This window comes from Enhygromyxa salina (genome assembly GCF_000737335.2).
GTDB lineage: Bacteria > Myxococcota_A > Polyangia > Nannocystales > Nannocystaceae > Plesiocystis > Plesiocystis salina_C.
Genome location: NZ_JMCC02000044.1, coordinates 14,441 through 35,402, shown reverse-complemented (window position 1 = coordinate 35,402; position 20,962 = coordinate 14,441). Strand labels below are relative to the sequence as shown.

The 20,962-nt window shown below is 68.8% G+C and carries 18 protein-coding genes; 2 read left to right on the top strand and 16 right to left on the bottom strand.

Features of this window, described 5'->3' with window-relative positions:
• Positions 1-429: 429 nt before the first annotated feature.
• Entirely contained in the window at positions 430-1,560 is a 1,131-nt protein-coding gene (locus DB30_RS17930; protein WP_165703827.1) for an NAD-dependent epimerase/dehydratase family protein, read from the bottom strand.
• Between DB30_RS17930 and DB30_RS17925 the strand changes: the two genes are divergently transcribed.
• Positions 1,559-2,935 (top strand): NTP/NDP exchange transporter, encoded by a 1,377-nt coding sequence (locus DB30_RS17925; protein ID WP_052550521.1) that lies wholly within the window; start codon positions 1,559-1,561, stop codon positions 2,933-2,935. The two genes, DB30_RS17930 and DB30_RS17925, sit on opposite strands and share 2 nt — an antisense overlap.
• Here DB30_RS17925 and DB30_RS17920 read toward each other — a convergent pair.
• From DB30_RS17920 to DB30_RS17850, 15 genes are all read right to left on the bottom strand, one after another.
• A complete protein-coding gene (locus tag DB30_RS17920) occupies positions 2,920-5,337 on the bottom strand; it encodes a TonB-dependent receptor (RefSeq protein ID WP_052550520.1) in 2,418 nt (805 codons plus the stop codon). The two genes, DB30_RS17925 and DB30_RS17920, sit on opposite strands and share 16 nt — an antisense overlap.
• Positions 5,334-6,443, bottom strand: a complete 1,110-nt coding sequence (locus DB30_RS17915; protein WP_052550518.1) for a hypothetical protein — start codon at positions 6,441-6,443, stop codon at positions 5,334-5,336. The genes DB30_RS17920 and DB30_RS17915 overlap by 4 nt, the downstream gene beginning before the upstream one ends.
• Complete coding sequence (locus DB30_RS17910) at positions 6,440-8,020, bottom strand: TIM44-like domain-containing protein (protein ID WP_052550516.1); 1,581 nt, start codon at positions 8,018-8,020, stop codon at positions 6,440-6,442. The genes DB30_RS17915 and DB30_RS17910 overlap by 4 nt, the downstream gene beginning before the upstream one ends.
• Positions 8,017-8,637, bottom strand: a complete 621-nt coding sequence (locus DB30_RS17905) for a hypothetical protein (protein ID WP_052550514.1) — start codon at positions 8,635-8,637, stop codon at positions 8,017-8,019. The genes DB30_RS17910 and DB30_RS17905 overlap by 4 nt, the downstream gene beginning before the upstream one ends.
• A gap of 154 nt (positions 8,638-8,791) precedes the next feature.
• Entirely contained in the window at positions 8,792-9,613 is an 822-nt protein-coding gene (gene trpA / locus DB30_RS17900) for a tryptophan synthase subunit alpha (RefSeq protein WP_052550511.1), read from the bottom strand.
• The gene (trpB, locus tag DB30_RS17895; RefSeq protein ID WP_052550624.1) at positions 9,610-10,881 is read right to left on the bottom strand and encodes a tryptophan synthase subunit beta; all 1,272 of its coding nucleotides are present in this window, start codon (positions 10,879-10,881) and stop codon (positions 9,610-9,612) included. Before trpB ends, trpA begins: the two co-directional genes overlap by 4 nt.
• 119 nt (positions 10,882-11,000) lie before the next feature.
• The gene (locus tag DB30_RS17890) at positions 11,001-11,747 is read right to left on the bottom strand and encodes a hypothetical protein (protein ID WP_052550510.1); all 747 of its coding nucleotides are present in this window, start codon (positions 11,745-11,747) and stop codon (positions 11,001-11,003) included.
• Positions 11,744-12,640 (bottom strand): HipA domain-containing protein, encoded by an 897-nt coding sequence (locus DB30_RS17885; RefSeq protein ID WP_052550507.1) that lies wholly within the window; start codon positions 12,638-12,640, stop codon positions 11,744-11,746. Before DB30_RS17885 ends, DB30_RS17890 begins: the two co-directional genes overlap by 4 nt.
• Before the next feature lie 43 nt (positions 12,641-12,683).
• Positions 12,684-13,337 (bottom strand): phosphoribosylanthranilate isomerase, encoded by a 654-nt coding sequence (locus DB30_RS17880; protein WP_052550505.1) that lies wholly within the window; start codon positions 13,335-13,337, stop codon positions 12,684-12,686.
• Between the two features lie 11 nt (positions 13,338-13,348).
• Positions 13,349-14,140 (bottom strand): indole-3-glycerol phosphate synthase TrpC, encoded by a 792-nt coding sequence (gene trpC / locus DB30_RS17875; protein ID WP_052550503.1) that lies wholly within the window; start codon positions 14,138-14,140, stop codon positions 13,349-13,351.
• Between the two features lie 301 nt (positions 14,141-14,441).
• Positions 14,442-15,497, bottom strand: a complete 1,056-nt coding sequence (trpD, locus tag DB30_RS17870) for an anthranilate phosphoribosyltransferase (protein ID WP_052550499.1) — start codon at positions 15,495-15,497, stop codon at positions 14,442-14,444.
• 19 nt (positions 15,498-15,516) lie between these two features.
• The gene (locus DB30_RS17865) at positions 15,517-16,176 is read right to left on the bottom strand and encodes an anthranilate synthase component II (RefSeq protein WP_146659417.1); all 660 of its coding nucleotides are present in this window, start codon (positions 16,174-16,176) and stop codon (positions 15,517-15,519) included.
• A complete protein-coding gene (locus DB30_RS17860; RefSeq protein ID WP_052550496.1) occupies positions 16,173-17,762 on the bottom strand; it encodes an anthranilate synthase component I family protein in 1,590 nt (529 codons plus the stop codon). Before DB30_RS17860 ends, DB30_RS17865 begins: the two co-directional genes overlap by 4 nt.
• Positions 17,762-18,286 carry an SRPBCC family protein gene (locus tag DB30_RS17855; RefSeq protein WP_165703826.1) on the bottom strand — a complete coding sequence of 175 codons (525 nt, stop codon included), beginning with the start codon at positions 18,284-18,286 and terminating at the stop codon, positions 17,762-17,764. The genes DB30_RS17860 and DB30_RS17855 overlap by 1 nt, the downstream gene beginning before the upstream one ends.
• A gap of 234 nt (positions 18,287-18,520) precedes the next feature.
• Positions 18,521-19,381 (bottom strand): GGDEF domain-containing protein, encoded by an 861-nt coding sequence (locus DB30_RS17850; protein WP_240480263.1) that lies wholly within the window; start codon positions 19,379-19,381, stop codon positions 18,521-18,523.
• A 272-nt stretch (positions 19,382-19,653) separates the two neighbouring features.
• On the opposite strand from DB30_RS17850, the gene DB30_RS17845 reads away from it, so the two are divergent.
• On the top strand, positions 19,654-20,922 hold the full coding sequence (locus DB30_RS17845; RefSeq protein WP_052550492.1) for a serine hydroxymethyltransferase: 1,269 nt from the start codon (positions 19,654-19,656) through the stop codon (positions 20,920-20,922).
• Positions 20,923-20,962 lie beyond the last annotated feature (40 nt).

The following is a 20,962-nucleotide window of genomic DNA, read 5'->3' as shown; positions in this document are numbered from 1 at the left end:
AGGGACGTCTTGGGGTCCAACAATGTTGGTTGCGTTGGTTCCACTCGATGCTTGCGGTGGCCGATCGAACGCTCTCGAGTGGTCGAGCAGGTGCAGCGACAGCGCGCGTCCGAGCGCCGATGGGATTTCCGAATGCCGGCAGGCGTGGAAACTCGCCCGCTCGAGTGGAGCGGTGGTTGACCAAGAACTGCCCGATCCCGAGCGCGTAGCTGCCGTCTCGAACGACGAGAAGCGCACAGAAGACCCGTGAGGGTCTCTCCGGGCACAATAAGAGGGCGTTGCGAGTGCATCACCGAAGCCACAGCCCAACCTCCTCGACAGCGATCCATGACAACGCAAATTAGCGTCTTGAGCCCTCCGTGCCCGGAGGGACCCTCACGGGTCGTGCGCGCTGCCCATCATCACATCGACCCCCGCACCCAAGCCTCACTAGCCACTCAGCCTTTCGTGCCAGGCGGCGAGGACCTCGGCTTCGCGCTCGGCCGCGAGGCCGGCATAGGGCTCCGCGCGGCGGTCTGCGGGGAGCTCGTTCCAGTAAACCAGGGTGTCGGTCATCGTCTGTTCGAGCGGGCGAAAGCTCAGGCCGTCGGCCACGGCGGCGGAGCCGTTGACGCTGCCGAGGCCGCCGAATTCAGGGTCGGTTGGGGGGACCCACACGGGCATGTCCGTCCACGGGCGCACCTCGTGGGTGGCAAGGAAGTCAGCGGGGATCCACGTCAAGCTGGCGGTGGCGGCGAGCGCCGTGATCCCGGCGCTGAGCATGGCCTGGACGCTGAGTCGCTTGGCTGGGCCAACCGCGTTGTAGGTGTTGAACAGGCGACGCTCGACACACGCGAGCATGAACGCGGCCAGGTCGCGGGCGTCGATCAGCTGGACCGGGTCGTCTGGATCCCCAGGGGCGATCATCTCGCCACCGCGGGCGAGCCGGACGGGCCAGTAGGTGAAGCGATCCGTCGGATCGCCCGGGCCGACGATCAACCCTGGCCGAATGACGGTGGTCTTGCCGGGCATCGCGGCTTCGGCCGCCTGCTCGCACAGGGCCTTGAGGGGGCCGTAGAAGTCCGGGAGCTTGTCGTTGCCGGGCTCGGGGTGGGGTGCGAGCGGGTCGGTCTCGGCGAGGTTGGCCCGGTGCTGATCGCGGTAGACCGAGACGCTGGAGATGAACAGGTAGTGGCCGCTGCTCGCTAGCAGCGAAGCAGTGGCGGTGACCTCGGCGGGCAGGTAGCCGGAGGTGTCGATCACGGCGTCGAAGCGGCGGCCCTCGAGCGCGCTCAGATCCCCCTCGCGGCGATCACCTCGCAGCTGCTCGAGCTCCGGGTACAGGTGCGGGTTGGTCTTGCCCCGGTTGAACAGCGTCACGCTGTGGCCCCGCGCGAGCGCCCGGTCGACGAAGTGCGGACCCAGGAAGCCGGTGCCGCCAAGGACCAAGATCGACAGCGGGGTGGCCTTGCTGGCTTGCTTGGGATCTGGGGGCTTGGGATCTGTGGGCTGGGCGCTGGGGCCAGGCTGCTCGCACCCACCCACCCCCACCAGCCCGAGCGAGGCCAGCGACACCAACATGCTTCGGCGAGACCAGGTCACAACCCGGTGGACCCACTCCGCCCGAAGCAAGTTTCGTGGGCAGCGCCGAAGCTCGCGGGGCCTTGGCTGGGTCCGAGCGATCGTGCTGCTGCAACGGATCGCTGACCTCCGACCCGGCGAGGGCGCCAAGGTGCTGGCCGCGGGAGCCTGGTTTTGCGCGCTGATGACGGCCAACGGGGCCCTGCGTCCGCTGCGAGACTCGATGGCGGTGGCCGGCGGCGTCAATGATCTGCACTGGCTGTTCACGGCGACCTTCTTGGTCATGCTCGCCGCCGTCCCGATCTACGGGCTGGCCGTGGCCCGCTGCGGTCGCGCGCGGCTGGTCCCGGTGGTGCACCGCTTCTTCGCCCTCAACCTGCTCGGGTTCTTCGTGGTCATGCACGGACTCGTGGGTGGCGAGAGCGATGCGGTGGCGACCTGGACCGCGCGGGTGTTCTTCGTGTGGACCAGCGTGTTCAACCTGTTCGTGATCTCGCTGTTCTGGTCGGTGCTCGCGGATCTGTTCTCGGGCCAGGACGCCCGGCGGCTGTTCGGGCTGATCGGCGTGGGCGGATCGATCGGGGCGATCGCCGGGCCAGCGATCGGCGGCGCGGTGGCGCTGTGGGTCAGCCCCAGCTGGCTCCCGTTGATCGCCGCGTTGTTGCTGGAGCTGTCGCTGGTCGCGATGCGGCGCATGGGCCGGGAGCCAAGCGAAGCTCCGGCCAGCCCGGTGCCCGATGACCCGGTGCCCGATGACCCGATCGGCGGCCGGGCGTTCGCGGCGATCCCCGAGCTCTTGCGATCGCCCTTGCTGCTGGGGATCTGCGCGTACGTGCTGCTGCTGACGATGAGCTCGACGGTGCTGTACTTCATGCAGGCGCAGATCGTCGCGGTGAGCTTCACCGACGAGGGCACCCGCACCGCCGTGTTCGCGGGCGTGGATCTGAGCGTCAACGCGCTGACCCTGGCGATCCAAGCCCTGCTCACCGGGCGACTGATCCAGCGCATCGGGCTGAGCTGGTCGCTGGCCACGCTGCCGCTGCTGTGCGCGCTCGGGTTTGCGTGCCTGGCGATCGCCCCGGTCTTGCTGGTGCTGCTGGGGCTTCAGATCCTGCGGCGGGTGGCCAGCTACGCGGTGTCTCGACCGGCCCGCGAGGTGCTGTACACCATGGTCGATCGATCGCAGCGCTACAAAGCCAAGAGCCTGATCGACACGGTCGTGTACCGAGGCGGCGACGCGCTGACCGGCTGGGCGTTCACCGGGATCAAGGCGCTGGGCTTGGGCCTGGGTGGCATCGCGCTGGTGATGGCGCCGGTCGCTGGGTTGTGGGCGGGCGTCGGCGCGCTGCTGGGCCGGGATCAAAAATCAACTTGAACGCCAAGGCTGGGATAGATCGGCAGACCGATCAGCGAGGCTCGCTGCGACCAATCGCGGGTGTAGAGCGACACCTCGGGGTACTGGCGGTTGTAGACGTTTTGCACGTCGAGGTAGGCGGTGACCGAGGTCCGGCGCAGCACCCAGCGCTTGTCGATGCGCAGATCCAGCTGGTGAAACGCGGGCTGGTAGGTCGTGCCACGGACGCCGCGGATCGGTCGGTAGAACCAGCCCACGATCGAGTTGGACGCCTCGCCGCCGAGCACGGTGTTCTCGGGGTTGCCCGAGACCAGCCGGAACCGACCGCCAAACCGAAAGTTGCGGGGCAGCGCGGCGCTGAGCAACAGCACCAGGCTGTGGCGCTGGTCGAACTGCGCGGGGATCCAGTCTTGGCCGTCGCGCTGGACCCTGGCCCACAGCAAGGTGTAGCCAATCCAGCCGTCGAGCTTGGGCCCCAGCGCGCGGCGCAGCATCAGCTCGAGGCCCATCGAGCGCTGACGGGCGGTCCGCTGCTCGAAGGTCGTGGTCGGGAACACGATGTTGATCGTGGTCGGGACGACCTCGCGCCAGAACAGGGTGCCGCGCAGATCCAGATCCCAGCCCAGCTGCGCGACGACGCCGGTCGAGGCCTGAACTGCAGAGGTCGCCGCGGCCGAGCGATCGCGTGGCTCGCCCTCGATCTGCGGATCGAAGTACGCGAGCAGGTACGGCGGAATGTCGGCGACCCCGCCCTGAAAGCTGCCGTTGGGGGTGACCAAGTTGGCACTGGCGCCCCCCGTGGACGCGACGACCGGGATCGAGAACATCCCGATCTTGGCGAACCACTCGAGCTTGGGGTGGACCTGGGCGTGGACTTCAAAGCGGGGATCAAAGCGGACCAGCTGCCGACCCGCGTAGGCGAACAGGTTCAGCCGCAGCGAGGGCACGAACGACCAGTTGCGGTAGCGGGCCGTGGTTGCGATCCACATCCCAAACCGGGCCTGCTGGCCCGTGCGCGACTCGTCAACGGTGACCTGATCGGCGTCCGAGATATCGGCGCCGATCTCGGCCGCGACCCGCTCGCGCCGACGCCAGCGATCGTAGACCAGGTCGGTGCCAAGGTGCAGCGTCAGCCACTCTTGCAGATCGTTCTCGACCTCGACCCGACCCGAGAGCACCGTGGCGTCACGCCGGATCACGAAGTCCTGCTGGAAGCGGGCGCTGTCGAGCCGGATCGAGGGGCTCACGAGCACCCGCCAGTCTCCGTCGTCGACCCTGTAGTCGAGATCGAAGCGGTGAAACGACGCGCCGTAGTCGAACAGGTTGGGGGTCTGTCCGGGGACGGGATCGGGGCCGCGCGCGCGCAGGCGATCGCCGGCCCCGAGCGCGCGCAAGGTCAGCTCGTGATTGGGGCGAACCGGGATGTCGAGCCGGCCCAGGTAGTCCCAGTAGGTCGGCAGCAGGATCCCGGTCTGCCCGATCACCCCCTCCGCGCCGCGCACGACCGCGTCAATGTGACTGCGGCGAAACCCAAAGTGCATCGCGCCCGGTCCAACCGGGGCTTCAGTCGTCAGGCCAAGATCGAAGAGATCGACGTGAGCCTGACCGTGGACGCCCTCACGGCGGCCCGCTCTGCTGAACACGTGGACCATGCCGCCGCTGAAGCTGCCGTAGCCAGGCCCATAGTTGCCGGCGCTGAGCTCGACCCGATCGGTCATCGGCGGCGAGATCACGCTGGCGATCGGGACCACGTGAAACGCCCGCGGGATCGGGTGCCCGTCCAAGTAAAAGCCGGTGTCGGTCGGGTTGCCGCCGCGCAGCGACAGCAGCCCAAACCCGCCGGGGGTCCGCGCGACGCCAGGTAAGTTCAAGGTCGCCAGCAGCGGATCGTCGCCGCTGCCCGCGTAGTGGCGGGCCTGCTCGCCGCTGAGGTTGTGGTCCGGGGGGGCGAGCCGCTCACGGGTGACGGCGACCTCGGTCCGGTACGCGCCGTCTTGCTCGGGCTCCACGAACAGCTCGAGGCTGGGCTTGGACGGCGCCTGGGCCCAGACCTCGAGGCGCTCGTAGCCGCCCGCGACGATCACCACCCGCAGCGATCCAGACGGGACCTCGGCGATCGAAAACAGGCCGTCCGCGTCGGTCTCGGCCCGCAGCATCCACGTGACGGCCTCGGGGTCGAGCGGGTCGCGGGCGGGCTTGCCGGGGCGGACGCCAGCGGGCGCATCCACGAGCATCACGACGGCGCCCGACACTGGCGCGCGGGCCCCCCCGGCCTCGAGCACGCGACCTTCGACGGTGACCCGCTCTGGCGCCGCCCGCTGGGCGTCCGGACTTGGCGGCGCGGGCGGAGCTGGCCACGCCACCCCCGACACGAGCACGGTCAGCAAGCCACAGCACGCGCCGACCCACCGCGCGCGCCTCAAGGCTGCACCTCGAAGTCGAGCCGGACCACCCCCTCGCCATAGCGATCATCGTTGTGGACCAAGAAGATCGTCGAGCGCCCAGGCTTGGCGAGCTCGTCGACCACGAAGTCGAGCGGCACCAGCAGATCCGCGTCGATGTCCGCGGTCGAGTGGATCGCGTTGGTCGTGTGCGGAACCGCGACCAGCAGCTCCACGGCGGGCTCGAACCAAAATTTTTGGTTCTCCGCGTCGAGGTTGGCGCGAAAGTAGGTCTGGCCGAACTGCTCGTACTCGTCGTAGCTGACCTCGAGCGCGATCGTCGAGCCCGGCGCGACGCTGAAGCTGGCCACGTCCGGGTAGCTGCCCGCGATCGCGCCGTCGATCCGCACCTCGACGGTCGGCGAGGGCGTGCGGTTGGCGGCCTGGCCGTAGACCGCAAACGGGATCTGCCAGACCGGGATCTGCGTCTCGATGCCCAAGACCTCGCTGGCGTAGGCCAACATCCACCAGCTCGGGCCAACCTTGACGCTGCGGATGATGAAGCCGCAGTTGTCGAACAACCCATCGAGGGCGACCCGGGCGTCCCAGCAGTCTTCGGCGCTGCGCCCGTTCCACGCGATCACGCCGTAGTAGTTGGCCACGCGGTTGTCGGCCATCATGGGGCCGAGCTCGGGGACCACGAACTCGAAGCGCCCGTCGCCTTCGCCGATCCGGCAGCGATCATCCATGCTCAGCGGGCCCTGCTCGATCGACTCGTCGGGCTCGATCTCATCGCAGCGGCGCTGGTACTGGGGCAGCGGGGCGCCGTCGAGGTTGCCGTTGATCTCGCAGCCGAACACGCCGCACTGAAACCAGATGCTCTCGATCTCGCTGGCGGGCAGCTGGTTGCCGTCTGGATCGACGACGACCGCCTCGAAGCTGAAGCGATCGTGGGGCATCGGCTCGGCGATCGGCGCGTCGCTTGGCAGCCCGACCCGCGCGGGGTTGAGCGGGCCAAGCTCGACGACCTCGGCCTGAACCGAGATCAGGGCGGTCTGGTGGATGTACGTCGCCGCGGGGATCTGAAACTCGCAGCCCAGCGCGACGCAGAAGATCGCCAGGGCCGCAGCGACGCGCGCGCTCGTCATCCGCCGTAGACCTCGTCTTGCTCGATCTTGCTGAGCACCCAGTCGAACTCGCCGGAGCTGACGTGGGCGCTGCAGTGCTCGCAGGTGCCCCCCATCGAGATCGCCAGCGGGGCGCCGCAGTTGGGGCAGCCTCGATCATCGCGGGGCGCCCCTTGAACGCCAGTTCCGCGGATCAAGGTCCAGTACTCGCTGTAGGCCCGGTCGCGGCGGGGGTTGCCGCTGACGTGCTGGCCGTCGGTGTCGCGCACGGTGTAGTCGCGGCCGGTCGCAAACACGCGGAAGGTCGCGGCGTCGTACCAACGGTCGCGGGTGATCTTGACCAGCTGGATGCCTGTCACGCGCATCTGCTCGAGCTTGTTGATCAGCCCCTCGCGCTTGTAGGCCTCGACCCAGTAGCGCAGGTAGTCGGCCATGCCGTCGGACAAGAAGCCCCGCGCCGAGCGAAGGTCACGGGCGGTCCAGGCGGTGTTGAGCTCGCGGTAGATCAGCTGAACGCGCTGCTCGATCGCGCCGGGGACCAGCGCAGGATCGGCGGTGGCGAGCGAGGTCCAGGCCTGATGCAGGTGCGGATCGTAGATCGTGGGCAGGTTGGTGCCGGCCTCGCCGATCTCGCTGGTTAGCGCGGGCGGCTTGGGCTGGGCGCGGAGCTCTTGGATCGCGATGACCCGCCAGTCGAACCGGCCGTCGGTCACGACCTCTTGGCAGTACTCGCAGCGCTGCATGTCGGCGGTGCGAAACGGGGCGCCGCAGTTGGGGCACGCGAGGCTGCGGGCCCGCTGAGGATCGGGGGTGGTGACAGAGATCGGGCGCCGCAGCACCCACCGCTCCCACAGGTAGAAGCCTTGGGCGGGCGAGCCCGCGCCGCCAGCCGTCACGTTGGCCTCGAACTCGAGCTCGACCTCGGACTCGGGCTCGTCGGTTGCAGGGTTGCGGCGCTGGCCGTGCGGAGATCCGTCGTCCGCCGCCTGGTCCCAGCTCGGCAGCTGGACCCGGAGCACGCGCATCGCCCCCACGACCACGTTGCTGATCGGCACGCCGCTGGGCTGGCGCTGGACGAGGCCGTCACGCACGCGCTGCTCGAGGTAGGGCGCGAGCTCAGCCAGCTTGGCTGGCGCGCCGCGTGCTTCGTGGGCGCTGGCGTAGAGCCGATACACGAAGTCTTCGAACAAGATCGTGGAGAAGTCGGGATCGACCTGGCGCAGATCCGCGAGCTTGGCCTGGGGTGCGCGCTGGCGAGGGCCGGGATCGAAGCCGAGGCCACCGCCGCTGTCCCAGTCCTGGCCGGCGCCGCGCTTGGACACGACGTAGACGACCCCGGCGATCAGCAGCAGTGGGACCCCGATCGCGGGGTGCTCGAGGGCGATCCACAGCAGCAGGCCAAACAGCTCGCCATCGCCGCTGCCACCACCGCCCCCTCCGCTGCTGCCGCCCCCGCCCCCGCCGTAGGTCTGGCCGCCGCCGGGGCGGGCGTCGGCGAGGACCGGGATCAGCACGAGCGCCGCCACGACGAGCATTGGCGCGAGCGCGAAGATCCACTGACGCGACCTCGCCAAGTCGTTGGTTGCGCGTCCGCTCATTCGTGAACCTCGTCGGACAGCTCGTTGACGTCGTCTTCGCTGCGCGGCAAGCAGGGTTCCAGCACGTCCGCGAGCGCCACGATCGCCTTGCACACAACGCGGGTCTCGGCGCCGGTCCGGACCAAGCCCTGAATCACCTCGACGGCCGCGCGCCAGTCCGACGCGGGGACCGCCCGCGCGACGCCGTCATCGATGATGACCTCGGCGCGACCCTCGAGCCGAGAGATGTAGAGCAGGATGCCGATCGCCTCGGTGGTCCGGCGGATACCCTTCGCGAAGAACGTGGCGTGGGCGGCCTGGCTCACGTTGTGGCTGCGCACGGATCCGCGGGTCAGCCAGCGGCGCAGCGTGAGCGCGCGCGAGCTCAGCAGACCCACCGCGAGGCCAATCACGACCGGGTCGATCAAGAAGGTGTGCAGCCCAAAGTTGACCGGGAGATACAGCAGACACGCGAGCGTGGCGGTGGCGGCGACGATGCCGGCGAGCAAGTCCGCGTGAAGGTACGACGCCGACTGACGGCGCACGCAGATCACGAGCTCGGCGCTGGTCCGCGCCTCGACTGCTTTGATCGCGGCGACGAGGGCCGACTTGTCCTCCTCGCTCGAGAACGCGGGCATGCACCGCGAGGATAACGTGATCCGTCGCAGCGTGGAGCGCGGTCGGGTCGCGCGGTTCGCGAGCGTCGGTGCGTGCCGCAAGCACCCAGCTGCACACACAGCTTGCCCAACAGCACCGTGGTCTGTTTGGGCGACAACATGCTCGCGCCCGGGCTCAGCCCTTGCTGGTGGCCGCGCGCAAGTCCGCGACCAGGGACGCGAGCGGATCGGGGCCGGAGCGGCCCGCCTTGACCAAGGCGCTGCCGACCACGACCCCATCCACTTGCGGGGCGAGGGCCCGAACTTGGGATGGCTCGCGGACCCCAAACCCAACGGCGATCGGCAGCTGCGTGCGACCACGAAGGTCTTCGAGCTGCGAGCGCAGCGAGTGGCTGTTGGCGTCGAGCGCCGAGCCGGTCACGCCTGTCAGGCTCACGGCGTAGACGAACCCGCTGGCCGCCTCGACGATCTTGTCGAGCCGCGCTGGCGGGCTGGTCGGCGCGCACAGACCGATCCAGTCGAGGTTGGCGGCCCGGGCTGGGGCGCGCAGGATCGAGGCTTGCTCGGGCGGCAGATCCACGACCAGCAGCGCGTCGACGCCGAGATCGCGCAGGCGCTGACAAAAGCCGCGCGCCCCCGCGGCGTCGCGACTGCACGCACGCAGCAGCGGGTTGGCGTACGAAAACAGCACGATCGGGAGCTCGGCGAAGCGCGAGCGCACGGCGCTGGCGAGGGCGAGCACCCCCTCGAGGGTGGCTCCAGCCGCGAGCGCCCGGACCATCGCGGACTGGATCTCGGGCCCGTCAGCGGTCGGATCGGAGAACGGTACGCCAAGCTCGAGGACATCGACGCCGGCCTCACACGCGGCGATCAAGCTGGCGAGGCCGCGCTCGTGATCGGGGTCGAAGCCAGTCAAATAACCAACCAGCGCCGCGCGCCCCTGTCCGCGACAGCGCTCGAACGCGGCGGCGATCCTGCCGGGCTGCACCGCGCTCATCGTGTCCCCTCCCCCAGCTTGGTCTGGCTGCTGTGCGCGCGGGCGCGCTCGACCAGCGCGAGCGACTCGGCGTCGAGCCGGCCCATGACCGTGTGCATGTCCTTGTCCCCGCGGCCCGACAGGTTGACGAGGATCTTCGCCTTGGGCCCGAGCTCGGCGACGAGCGACTCGAGGGCCGCGAGCGCGTGGGCGGTCTCGAGCGCGGGGATGATCCCTTCTGTGCGCGACAGCAGGCTCAACGCCGCGAGCGCCTGTTCGTCATCGATGGCGAGGTAGCGGGCCCGGCCGCGCTCGCGCAGGTACGCGTGCTCGGGGCCGATCCCCGGGTAGTCGAGCCCGGCCGAGATCGAGTGGGCTTCTTGCAGCTGCCCGTCGTCGTCTTGCAGCACCAGGCTGCGCATGCCGTGATAGACGCCGACCTCACCGCGGCTCATCGTCGCCGCGTGGCGGCCGTCGAGGCCCTCGCCCGCCGCTTCAACGCCGATCAGCTGCACGCCGGGATCATCGATGAAGGCCGCGAAGATCCCGATCGCGTTGGAGCCCCCGCCGACGCAGGCCACGACCGCGTCGGGCAGTGACCCGATCCGATCGAGGCACTGCGCCCGCGCTTCGTCGCCGATCACCCGCTGCAGATCGCGGACCATGCTGGGATAGGGATCGGGTCCCATCACCGATCCAATCACGTAGTGCGTGTCCGCGACGTTGGCGACCCAGTCGCGCAGCGCCTCGTTGATCGCGTCTTTGAGCGTCGCGGACCCGGCCTGCACGGGGCGGACCTCGGCGCCGAGCAAGCGCATGCGGAACACGTTCAAGGCCTGGCGCGCGACGTCCTCGGCGCCCATGTAGACCACGCAAGGCAGGCCGAAGTAGGCGCACACGGTGGCCGTGGCGACGCCGTGCTGGCCGGCCCCGGTCTCGGCGATGATCCGGGTCTTGCCGAGCCGCCGGGCGAGCAGCACCTGGCCGACGCAGTTGTTGATCTTGTGCGCGCCCGTGTGGTTGAGATCTTCGCGCTTGAGCCAGATCTGTCCGCCGCCGATCGCCGCGGCCAGGCGCGGCGCCGGGGTCAGCGGCGAAGGCCGGCCCACGTACTCCGAGAGGATCCGCGAATAGTCGGCCCGAAACGCCTCGTCCGCCCACGCGAGCGGCCACTCGCGGGCGAGCTGCTCGACGGCCGGCATCAGAGTCTCGGCCACATAGCGCCCGCCGAACTGGCCAAAGTCGCCGAGCGCGGCTGGGCTGTCGCTGTCTGGGGGGATGTCGGCCATCGCGGGCAGCTTTGCGGACCCGCGGCGGCTCGGCAAGCGCTGCGATTGAAGGCGCCAGGAGGCTTCGATGTCGGCCGCTTGCGGACGCCTTCGTCGACTGGCTCACCGCCGGCAGCGAACTATCCCAACGGAGCGAAGCGTTCGGACATGAAGGGCTTGCGTCCGTCGGGCCAGCGCAACTGGACGTGGCACAGGACTCGATGGCCGATCGGCGACGGCCGGGGATTTACCTGGGAGACCGTGACCTTGAAGTTCTCGGGCGAGAGATCGAGGCTCGCCAGGTCATCAACCAGCAGATCGGGGACGTAGCCAAGATTGACGTTGTCATCCGAGCGCAGCAGGAGTGCCCGGTGGTTGTACGAATTCTGCACGTCTCGCATGACGTACAAGGAGTCGCCCGGTTTGAGACTAGAGCTCCGTGCTTCCGCAGAGGGCGGAAGGTGGCGAATTCCTCGCAACAGAAAATACCAGACGCTCGCGCTCGCGTCGTCACTTGCGGCCGCATAGATCTCCAGACGGTCAGTCGCTCGCACCCCGCCGCTGCGAGCCAAAAGCGACAGAGGGTTTGCCGTCTCGACCGAGAGACCGAGCTCTGCGACATATCCGGCGTAGTCTGGCCGGTTCGGTGGCATCACCCGGTTCTTGAAGAACGGAAACAGCTCGTGACCCCGGTAGGTCTGAGACAGCTGCGGGAAGCTCTCGAACGCGACAAAACCGCGCGTTTTCGCCTCTAACGCGCCTTGGATGTAGCGAAACTCGTAGATCGGCTGATCTGCGTCCTCTACCCGCAGCCGCGCGACAGGATAGATGCCCCGTTCGACGGTGTCCTGCCAAGCGACGAAGAGGTCTGGATGACGAGTGCTCATGACGCTGCCGGTTCTTTGCAAAGCATGCTCTGATTTTCGAGCATGAGTCGCCGGGCGAACTGCCGTCCCTCTTGGCTTATACGCCCGGAAGGAATCCGCTGGATGATCTGATCCAGCGCATGCGGCGTGATGCCTGCAACGCGCGCCACCCACGCCGCGCGAGACCCTTCCACTCTCGCTGACGCCTGCCAAAATGCCGCGTGCGTTGAGAGCGGCCGACTGTCAGATGAGGACCCGTACAGCGCGGAACGAGCCCTCTGCGCGTACGACGTAACCCGGTGCCCCACCAATGAGGCACGTCGCTTCTCATCACGGAGCTCGCGCCCAAGGCTCGAGGCGTGGTCGTAGGTTGGGGCGAGGGCGACGCGGTCTCCAAACCGGAGCAATCCCCAGTTCTCGTGATGTCGATCGCCATTCCCAATCAGCGCATCTAGGGCGAGATAGCCGACGAACACCTGTGCCGCGGTCATGCCAAGTTGCTGAACCGTGGAGGCGGGCGCTTCGAGGCTTGGGCTCGAGAGCACATGCACCACATTTTCGACCGTGTGTGCCGAGACTCGCCAAATCTTCTCCCGGGGGTAGCCGCTGTCCATCTGCCACAGCAGCTCGTTGCCGTGGATCAAGTCCCCCCCGCCCGCAAAGTCCAAACAAACACTGCCGCGACCGCCTTCGTCTTCGGCGAGTTCGACGCGTGCATGCGGCAGCCCAAGCAGGGCAGCGACCTCTGCGGCGAGCTTCTCCGCCCAGTCCTCGCCGGTACCCGGCCGACAGCGCTTGAACAGCCACATTTTACCATCGACTCGAAACCAGTATTTGGGCTTTGACCCCATCTGCTCGTGCTCGCGCTCGGCTGAGGGGTCGACGCTGACGATGTCAAACGGCGGCAGTTTCACGGGCCGGGCAGAACCTATCACATGGCCCAGTTGGGTTGACGCTTCACCGCCGGCAGGCGGCGACCAGCGCCGCGATCGCGTCGCGTTGCTTGTGCCCCGCTGCCCCCGGTAGCTCGGCTCCGCTGGCGACGTCGATCCCCGCCGGCTGCACCCGCGGGATCGCCTGGGCGGCGTTGTCTGGCGTGATCCCGCCAGCGAGCCACACGGGCAAGGGCGCGAGCGCGGCCACGGCCTCGGCCGCCCACCCCCAGTCGGTTTGCCGCCCTGCCCCACCAAAGCCTGGCACCGCCGCGTCGAGGAGCACCCAGGCTGGCGCCAGCGCGGGCACCCGCAGGCGCTCGAGCGCAGGCGTGCCGCGTATCACCCAGATCCACCCGATCTCGTAGCGCAGCGCGAGCTCGGCGTAGGGCTGGACCGGGGCGTCGCCGTGCGGCTGCAACAGATCGAGATCCAGCGAGGCGATCGCACGCTCGGTGTCGGCCAGCCCGGCGTCAACGAACACGCCCACCCGGGTCGGGGCCGGGTGTTGGTCGAGGTCGCGCTCGCCCGCAGCGAGCAATTCGGCTGCGGCCGTCGGATCCACGAAGCGCTTGGACGAGGGCCACAGGTTGAGCCCGATCGCGTCAACGCCCAGCTCGACGCACGCTCGCAGATCCTCGGCGCGGGTCAGGCCGCAGATCTTCAGGCCAACCGCCATCCCGACTGGCCTCAGACCGAGAACAGCTCGGCGAGCTTGGCCCCGGGATCTTCGGCCTTCATCAGCACCGAGCCAACCAGCACCGCGTCGACCCCGGCGGCGCGCAGCCGCGAGACGTCTTGGCGCGTGGCGATGCCGCTCTCGCCAACGTACAAGAAGCCCTTGGGCACGTCGGGTCGGTGACGGATCACGCGATCGAGATCGACCTCGAAGGTCTGCAGATCCCGCGAATTGAGCCCGATGATCTTGGCACCAGCGGCCATCGCCCGCTCGACCTCGTGGTCACCGTGGGCCTCGGCCAGGACCTGCAACCCAATATCGTGGGCAAAATTGAGCAGATCTCGCAGATGCGGGGGCTCGAGCGCCGCGACGATCAGCAAGATCGCGTCGGCGCCCTCGCGCCGGGCCTGCACGATCTGCTGGCGGCTGAGGATGAAGTCCTTGCACAAGATCGGGACCGAGACCGCGGACCGAACCGCGCGAAGATCCTCGAAGCTGCCGTCGAAGTGACGATCCGTGAGCACGCTGATCGCGGCCGCGCCAGCGTCGACATAGAGCGTCGCAATGTGGCGTGGATCGGCGTTCTCGCGCAGCAGGCCCTCGCTGGGAGAGCGGCGCTTGAACTCGGCGATCGCCCGCGGCTTCGGCCCGGCTGAGAGCGCGGCCAACAGGTCGAGCGGCTCGGGAGCGCCAGCGAGCTCGGCCTCGATCTGCCGCAGGCTGGCGTTCTCGGACCGCCCCAACGACAGCTCGGACCGCTTGGCCGCCAGGATCTCGTCGAGGTAGGTCGGTTGGTCGCTCATCGCTCGCCCCGCGCAGCGTAGCCGATTTCCTTTGACCCCCACAGAGGGCGAGTCACTTCGCCGACCGCAGTCGCTTCGCTCGTCGGGGGCGTTTGTTCGCTGGCGCATGTGTGGCCCCCTACGAGGGGGCTCGGGTGGCTTCGGCGGACGTCCACGGGCACTTCGCCGACTGCAGCCGCTTCGCGTTTGGTCTTCCATGGGACCCCACAGAAACCCAAGTCTTCGCCGACTGCAGCCCCTTCGCGGCCAGCGAACTGCGGAGATCTGGGGGGCTTCGCTGGAGGCACGACGTGCGGAAAATCTAGCTCGCCGGGGACCTGGAGGCTTCGATCAGCGCGTCGAGCCGGGCGGCTGCGAGGCCGTGGTCGAGGGCGTCTGCGATGCGCCGGGCTTGCTCGGGCAAGGTGGAGATCGGCTCGTCACCGGCCACCACCAACGCCAGGGCGCCGGCGTGAATCACGGCATCCCGATAGGCCCCAGCCTCGCCAGCGAACAGCCGGCGCAGCGCTGCGGCGTTGCTCGCCGGGTCTCCGCCCGCGAGATCGCTGAGGGGCTGCTCGGCCAGGCCCGCGTCGCGGCGCCGCAAAACATGCTCGTGCAGCTCCCCGTCGCGCCACTCGACGACCAGCGACTCCCCCTCGGGGCTGAGATCGTCGATCCCCGCCGGGGCGCCTGGGCCCGCCGTGACGCCGGCCCGGAACCCGTGGACCACGAACACGCGCTCGCTCCCGAGGGTGCCCAGCGCCCGCGCCAGATCATGGCAGCGAGACGGGTCGAACACCCCCAGCAGCTGCCGACGGACCCGCGCGGGGTTGGTGAGCGGGCCCAACAGGTTGAACACCGTGGGCACGCCGAGCGCGGCGCGGACCGATCCGGCGTGCTTCATGGCCGGGTGCAAGGTCCGCGCGAACAAGAAGCCCACCCCGATCTCGTCGACGCAGCGACCCACCACTTCGGGCGCCGCGGCCACGTTGACGCCGAGCGCCTCGAGCACGTCGGCGCTGCCGCTGCGGCTGGATGCGGCCCGGTTGCCATGCTTGGCGACCGCGACCTCGCAGGCCGCGACCGCCAACGCGACCGCAGTCGAGACGTTGCGCCGTGGGACCCCGCTCCCGCCCGTGCCGCACACGTCGATCACCCGCTCGCGCGTGGTCGGGACCCGCGTCGACGCCTCGCGCATGGCCTCGGCCGCGCCGCTGATCTCCCCCATGGTCTCGCCCTTGAGCGCGAGCGCCATCAACAGGCCGCCGATCTGCGCGGGCTCGCACGCGCCCGCCATGATCTCGCGAAAGATCGCCGCCGCGGAAGAAGTGCTGAGGTGATGCCCACGCGCGAGGCTGCGCAAGCCCGCGCGCATGGCCGATCCCGGCGCTTGGCTAGCTGGGGTCACCGGCAACCACGTTCAAGAAGTTCTCGAGCAGGCGGTGGCCGTGCTCGGTCAGGATCGACTCGGGGTGATACTGCACGCCGAACACGGGGCGGTCGCGGTGGTGCACGCCCATCAGCTCACCCTCGGGGGTGTGGGCGTCGGCGATCAGCTGATCCGGGAGCGTGGCCTGATCGACGATCAGGCTGTGGTAGCGGGTCGCCTCGAACGGCGAGGGCAGCCCGGCGTACACGCCCGCGCCCGCGTGGATCATGGGCGAGCGCTTGCCATGCATGATCCTCGCGGCCCGCTCGACGGTCGCGCCGTGGACCTCGCACAGGGTCTGGTGGCCCAGACACACGCCCAGCGTTGGCAGCGGCGGGCGCTTGGGGTCGCACACCGCCGCGCACAGATCCTGGCACACACCGCTGTCTTGCGGCCGACCGGGTCCCGGCGACAACAACAGGTGACTCGCCCGATCCGCCAGCACCTGCGCGGCCGTGACCGCGTCGTTGCGGTACACGTCGACGACGGCCCCAAGCTCGAGCAGATACTGGACCAGGTTGAAGGTGAACGAGTCGTAGTTGTCGATCACCACCACCCGCGTGGCTTCGCGGACCCGACCCGACGGCGGCCGGTAGCGGCGGCCCCCCGGCAAGCTGGCGCTCATGTCGGCTCCCCGGTCTGCGCGCGGGCCCGGGCCAGCTCGATCGCCCGGAGCACCGCGGCGGCCTTGCGGGCGCACTCGTCATCCTCGGCGTGGGGATCGGAGTCGTAGACGATCCCAGCGCCGGCCTGGACCCGCACGCTGTCGTCTGTGAGCACGACCGTGCGGATGCAGATCGCAAAGTCGGCGCCACCGTCGAACCCAAAGTAGCCGACCGCGCCGCCGTACCAGCCGCGCGGTGCCGGCTCGAGCTCGTCGATGATCTGCAGCGCGCGGACCTTGGGCGCGCCGCTGAGCGTGCCGGCTGGGAACGTAGAACGCAGCGCGTCGACGACCGTCAACCCATCCGCGAGGGTGCCGGACACCTCCGAGACGATGTGCATGACCTTGCTGTAGCGCTCGATCTCGAACGAAGCCTCGACCTCGACCGTACCGGCGGCGGCTATCCGGCCGATGTCGTTGCGGCCCAGATCGATCAGCATCAAGTGCTCGGCCCGCTCCTTGGGATCCGCGAGCAGCTCGCGCTCGAGCGCCTGGTCCTCCGCTTTGTCGCGGCCACGTCCGCGCGTGCCCGCCAGCGGCCGCACGGTGACGCGTTGGTGCTGGGTGCCGGGTGTAGTGCCGGGCGGGGTGCCGGGGTCGACGCGCACCAACACCTCCGGCGAGGCCCCCGCCAAGCTCGCCGACGGCAGCTCGAGCAAGTACATGTACGGCGCCGGGTTGGTCACGCGCAGCATTCGATAGACATCCAGCGGGTCGATCTTCAGCCCGTCCCGCGCGCGCGGCTGGTCGAAGCGCTGGCTGAGCACGACCTGAAACACGTCGCCCGACTCGACATGCTGCTTCGCCTGCTCGACCCGCTGGGGGAACCCTGCGCCGATCCAATCGGGCGCCAGCTGGGGCGGCGGAGCGACGCGCTGCTCATCGAGGCCGCGCGGCTGAAGCGTGGGACCTTGGCGCAGCGCCCGGATCACGGCGTCGACCCGGCTGCGCGCAGCGTCGCGCGCTCGATCCACGCCCCCGTCCTCGGCCGGGCACGCCGTCGCGAACACACGGACCTTTTGCGAGAGGTTGTCGAACACGACCAGCGTGTCGGTCACGAGCAGCTCGAACGCTGGCAGCTGCTCCGGGCTGGCCCACGCGGGCATGGGGATCCGCTCGAGATCGCGGACCATGTCGTGGCCCCAGACCCCGACGAGCCCGCCCCAAAACCGCGGCAGCTCGTCCTCGCTCGCGGGCTCGTCTGGATCGACGCCGCCGCGGTAGCGGGCGAGCAAGGCCTCGATCAGCGCCGCCCCGCTGCCCTCACCAAAGCCGCCTTGCGGCCCGCTCAGCGCGTCGAGCGTGGGCTCGAAGCCCGGTCCCGCCTCGCACTCGACGACCAACCGCCCCTCGCGCCACCAGCCCCGAACCAGCGCCCGGTGTCCCACGCCGATGAAGCTCCAGCGGGCCCAGCGTTCGCCGCCGACGACGGACTCGAGCAGAAAGCTGTGCTGCGAGCGGCTGCCCAAGCACCCGCGCAGGCGCGCGAACACCCCAACGGGGGTCTCGCCGTCACACAGCAGCTCGCGCCAGACCGGGAACAGCATCAGGGAGCCTTGGCCGCGACCGCGAGCCGCCCGAGCGCGGCCTCGAAGTGCTGCGACAGCGCCGAGTTCATGACCGGCGCGAAGTACCCGCCGAACACGGGCGGCAGCGTGCCTTCGTCGATCAGCGTCACCCGCACGCGCCCGTTGCCGAGCGGCTCGTAGCGGATCGAGCCATGGTTGTTGATCTCATCGGTCTCGATCCGCCCATCCCAGCGCACCCCCTGCTCCGGGTTGACCTCGACCAAGGTCATCGCCCCATTGCTGCCCTTGCCGGACCACGTGACCGTCGACCCGACGCCGCCCGGATCGCCTTGGGTCTCCACCTCCATCCCGGCCTCGGCCTGGGCAGGATCGAACATCCAGGCTTCCCAGCGCTCGACGTCCGCCACCAACGCGTGGATCTGCGCGACCTCGGCCTCGATCTCGACGCTGCGCTCGACGTGCCACTGCCGCGGCAAAAACAGCCCGACCACGACCACGGACACGGCCGCCAACACCAACACGATGCCGACCCACTTGAGCATCAGCTTCAAGCTGGGTGGCTCGGTTCCCGCTAAGCTGTTCTCAGCTCGGGCGAGGGCTTCTCGCCCGCTTGCGGACGCCTTCGTGGACTGCTTCACCCCGGGCAGCGAAGTCTCTGGTTTCGTCGCGCTCATGCTTCCCGGCGCAACGATTCAGGAAATGGCGAGAAAGCACAACCGGTCGGCGCGACGACGACCCAGTCAGTCAGCCAGTCAGCCAGTCAGCCAGTCGGCTAGTCAGTCAGCCGCGACGACCCGGTTGCGGCCGCCCGCCTTGGCCCCGTACAAGCAGCGGTCCGCCGCCTCGATCATCTGCCCCGAGTTCTCGTACGCGGCGCTCCACACGACCAACCCGATCGAGATCGTAATGGATATCTCGTGGCCCTCGAACTCGAACTTGTGCCCCTCGACGAGGGCCCGAATCTCTTCGGCGAACAGCGGCGGCCCGGGCTCTTCGAACTCGTGCAACATCACGGCGAACTCCTCGCCGCCGTAGCGAGCCACGAAGTCGTGCTTGCGCGCGCGCCCCTGGACCAGCTGCGCGACCTCGCGGAGCACGTAGTCGCCAGTGCGATGGCCGTAGGTGTCGTTGCAGCGCTTGAAGTGATCGATGTCGAACAACAACAGCGCGAGCGGCCGCTCGTAGCGATGCGCCCGCCCGACCTCGTCTTCGATCTTTTCGTCGAAGCTGCGCCGGTTGTAGACGCCGGTCAGCGCGTCGTAGCGGGTCATTGTGTAGACCCGCTCGTGGTAGGCGGCCTCGACCGCGCTGCCGTTGAGAAACTTGAGGATCGTGCGGCCAACCTTGATGCGATCGCCGTCGCGGAGGTACGCGTTGCCGACCTGCGATTCGTTGACAAAGGTGCCGTTGGTAGACCGAAGATCCCGCAGCTGCGCGCCGCGATCGTCGACGTGGATCTCTGCGTGGTTGCGCGACACGGACCGATGGTTGACGCAGATGTGGTTGTCGCGACCGCGCCCGATCGTGAGCACCTTGTTGGCGTCGAGATCGTAGGTGTGACCGATGTTGTCGCCCTGCAGCACGACCAGACAGGCTGGCCCGCGCACCATGTCCTCGAGCGCTCGTAGCGTGGTCACGACCGTCGGCTCACGCACGACCGTCGAATCACTAGGCGGCACCGAGGTCATCCAACCGAGCGTACCAGGTTGCTGAGCCATTGGCCGGCTCTGAACGTTTTTTCCTGTGTGTGTGGCGTCGCCCAACGTACGGAAAAATCCTGCGCGGGATCGGCGATGAGCTGACGACACGGGCGACTGTGCTTTGGACCAATTCGCGCCGCTTCGATCGGACGATCACTGGCTACCGCGGGCTTTGACTTTGGACCAGGCTCAGTCGACAACCCATCCCAATGACCGAGCGCGATCCGTCCCTTGCCGTGGCCGATACCGAGGTGAACGAGCTGATCTTGCAAGAAGATCGGCGTCAACGCGAGAGCCTTCGCTTGATCGCTAGCGAGAACTACACCTCCAAGGCAGTGCTCGAAGCCTGCGCGAGCAGCCTGACCAACAAGTACGCCGAAGGCTATCCGGGCAAGCGCTACTACGAAGGCATGGAGGTGATCGATCCGCTCGAGCGCCTGGCGATCGAGCGGGCCAAGTCGCTGTTTGGGGCCGAGCACGCCAACGTCCAGCCCTACAGCGGATCCCCAGCCAACCTCGCCGTGCTGCTCGCGCTGTGCGAGCCGGGCGACACGATCATGGGGCTGTCACTCCCGGCTGGCGGCCACCTCACCCATGGCTGGAAGGTCAGCGCGACGGGCATCTACTACAACGCCGTACAGTATGGCGTGCGCGAGAATGACCACCTGATCGACATGGATCAGGTCCGCGATCTCGCCAAGCAGCACCGTCCCAAATTGATCTGGGTTGGACACTCGGCCTACCCGCGCGTGCTCGATTTCCCCGCGTTCGCCGAGATCGCGGCCGAAGTCGACGCCTACCTCGCCGCCGACATCGCACACGTCGCCGGGCTCGTGGCAGGCGGCGCCCACCCCAGCCCGATCCCCCACTGTGACGCCGTCACCAGCACGACGCACAAGACGCTCCGGGGGCCGCGCGGTGGGCTGATCATGTGTCGCAAGGCCCACGCCAAGGCGATCGACAAGGCGGTGTTCCCCGGCCTGCAGGGCGGGCCGCACAACCACACCACGGCGGCGATGGCGGTCGCGTTCAAAGAGGCCGCGCAGCCAAGCTTTCGCGCGTACGCGACGACCGTGGTCGCCAACGCACAGGCGCTCGCCGAGGCCCTCGTCGGCGCGGGGCTCGACCTGATCACGGGCGGGACCGACAACCACCTGATGCTCGTGGATCTCACCCGCTCGGGCATCTCGGGCCGGGTGGGCGCCAAGGCGCTGGACCGCTGCGGGATCGAGCTCAACTGCAACTCGATCCCCTTCGATCGGCGCAAGCCCTTCGATCCCTCGGGCCTGCGGATCGGCGCGGCGGCCGTGACCTCGCGCGGGCTCCGGCCCGAGCACATGCCGATGATCGCCGGCTTCATCAGCAAGGGCGTGAGCGAGGCGGCGAGCAACGACGGGCAAGTGTCCGACGCGTTCGCCGAGCGCATGCGAGCCGAGATCGCCGAGTTCCTGACCGAGTTCCCCGCCCCGGGTCTGTGATTGGGGCGGTTGGTAGGGCGGCTCAACGGCCGCGGCTCAT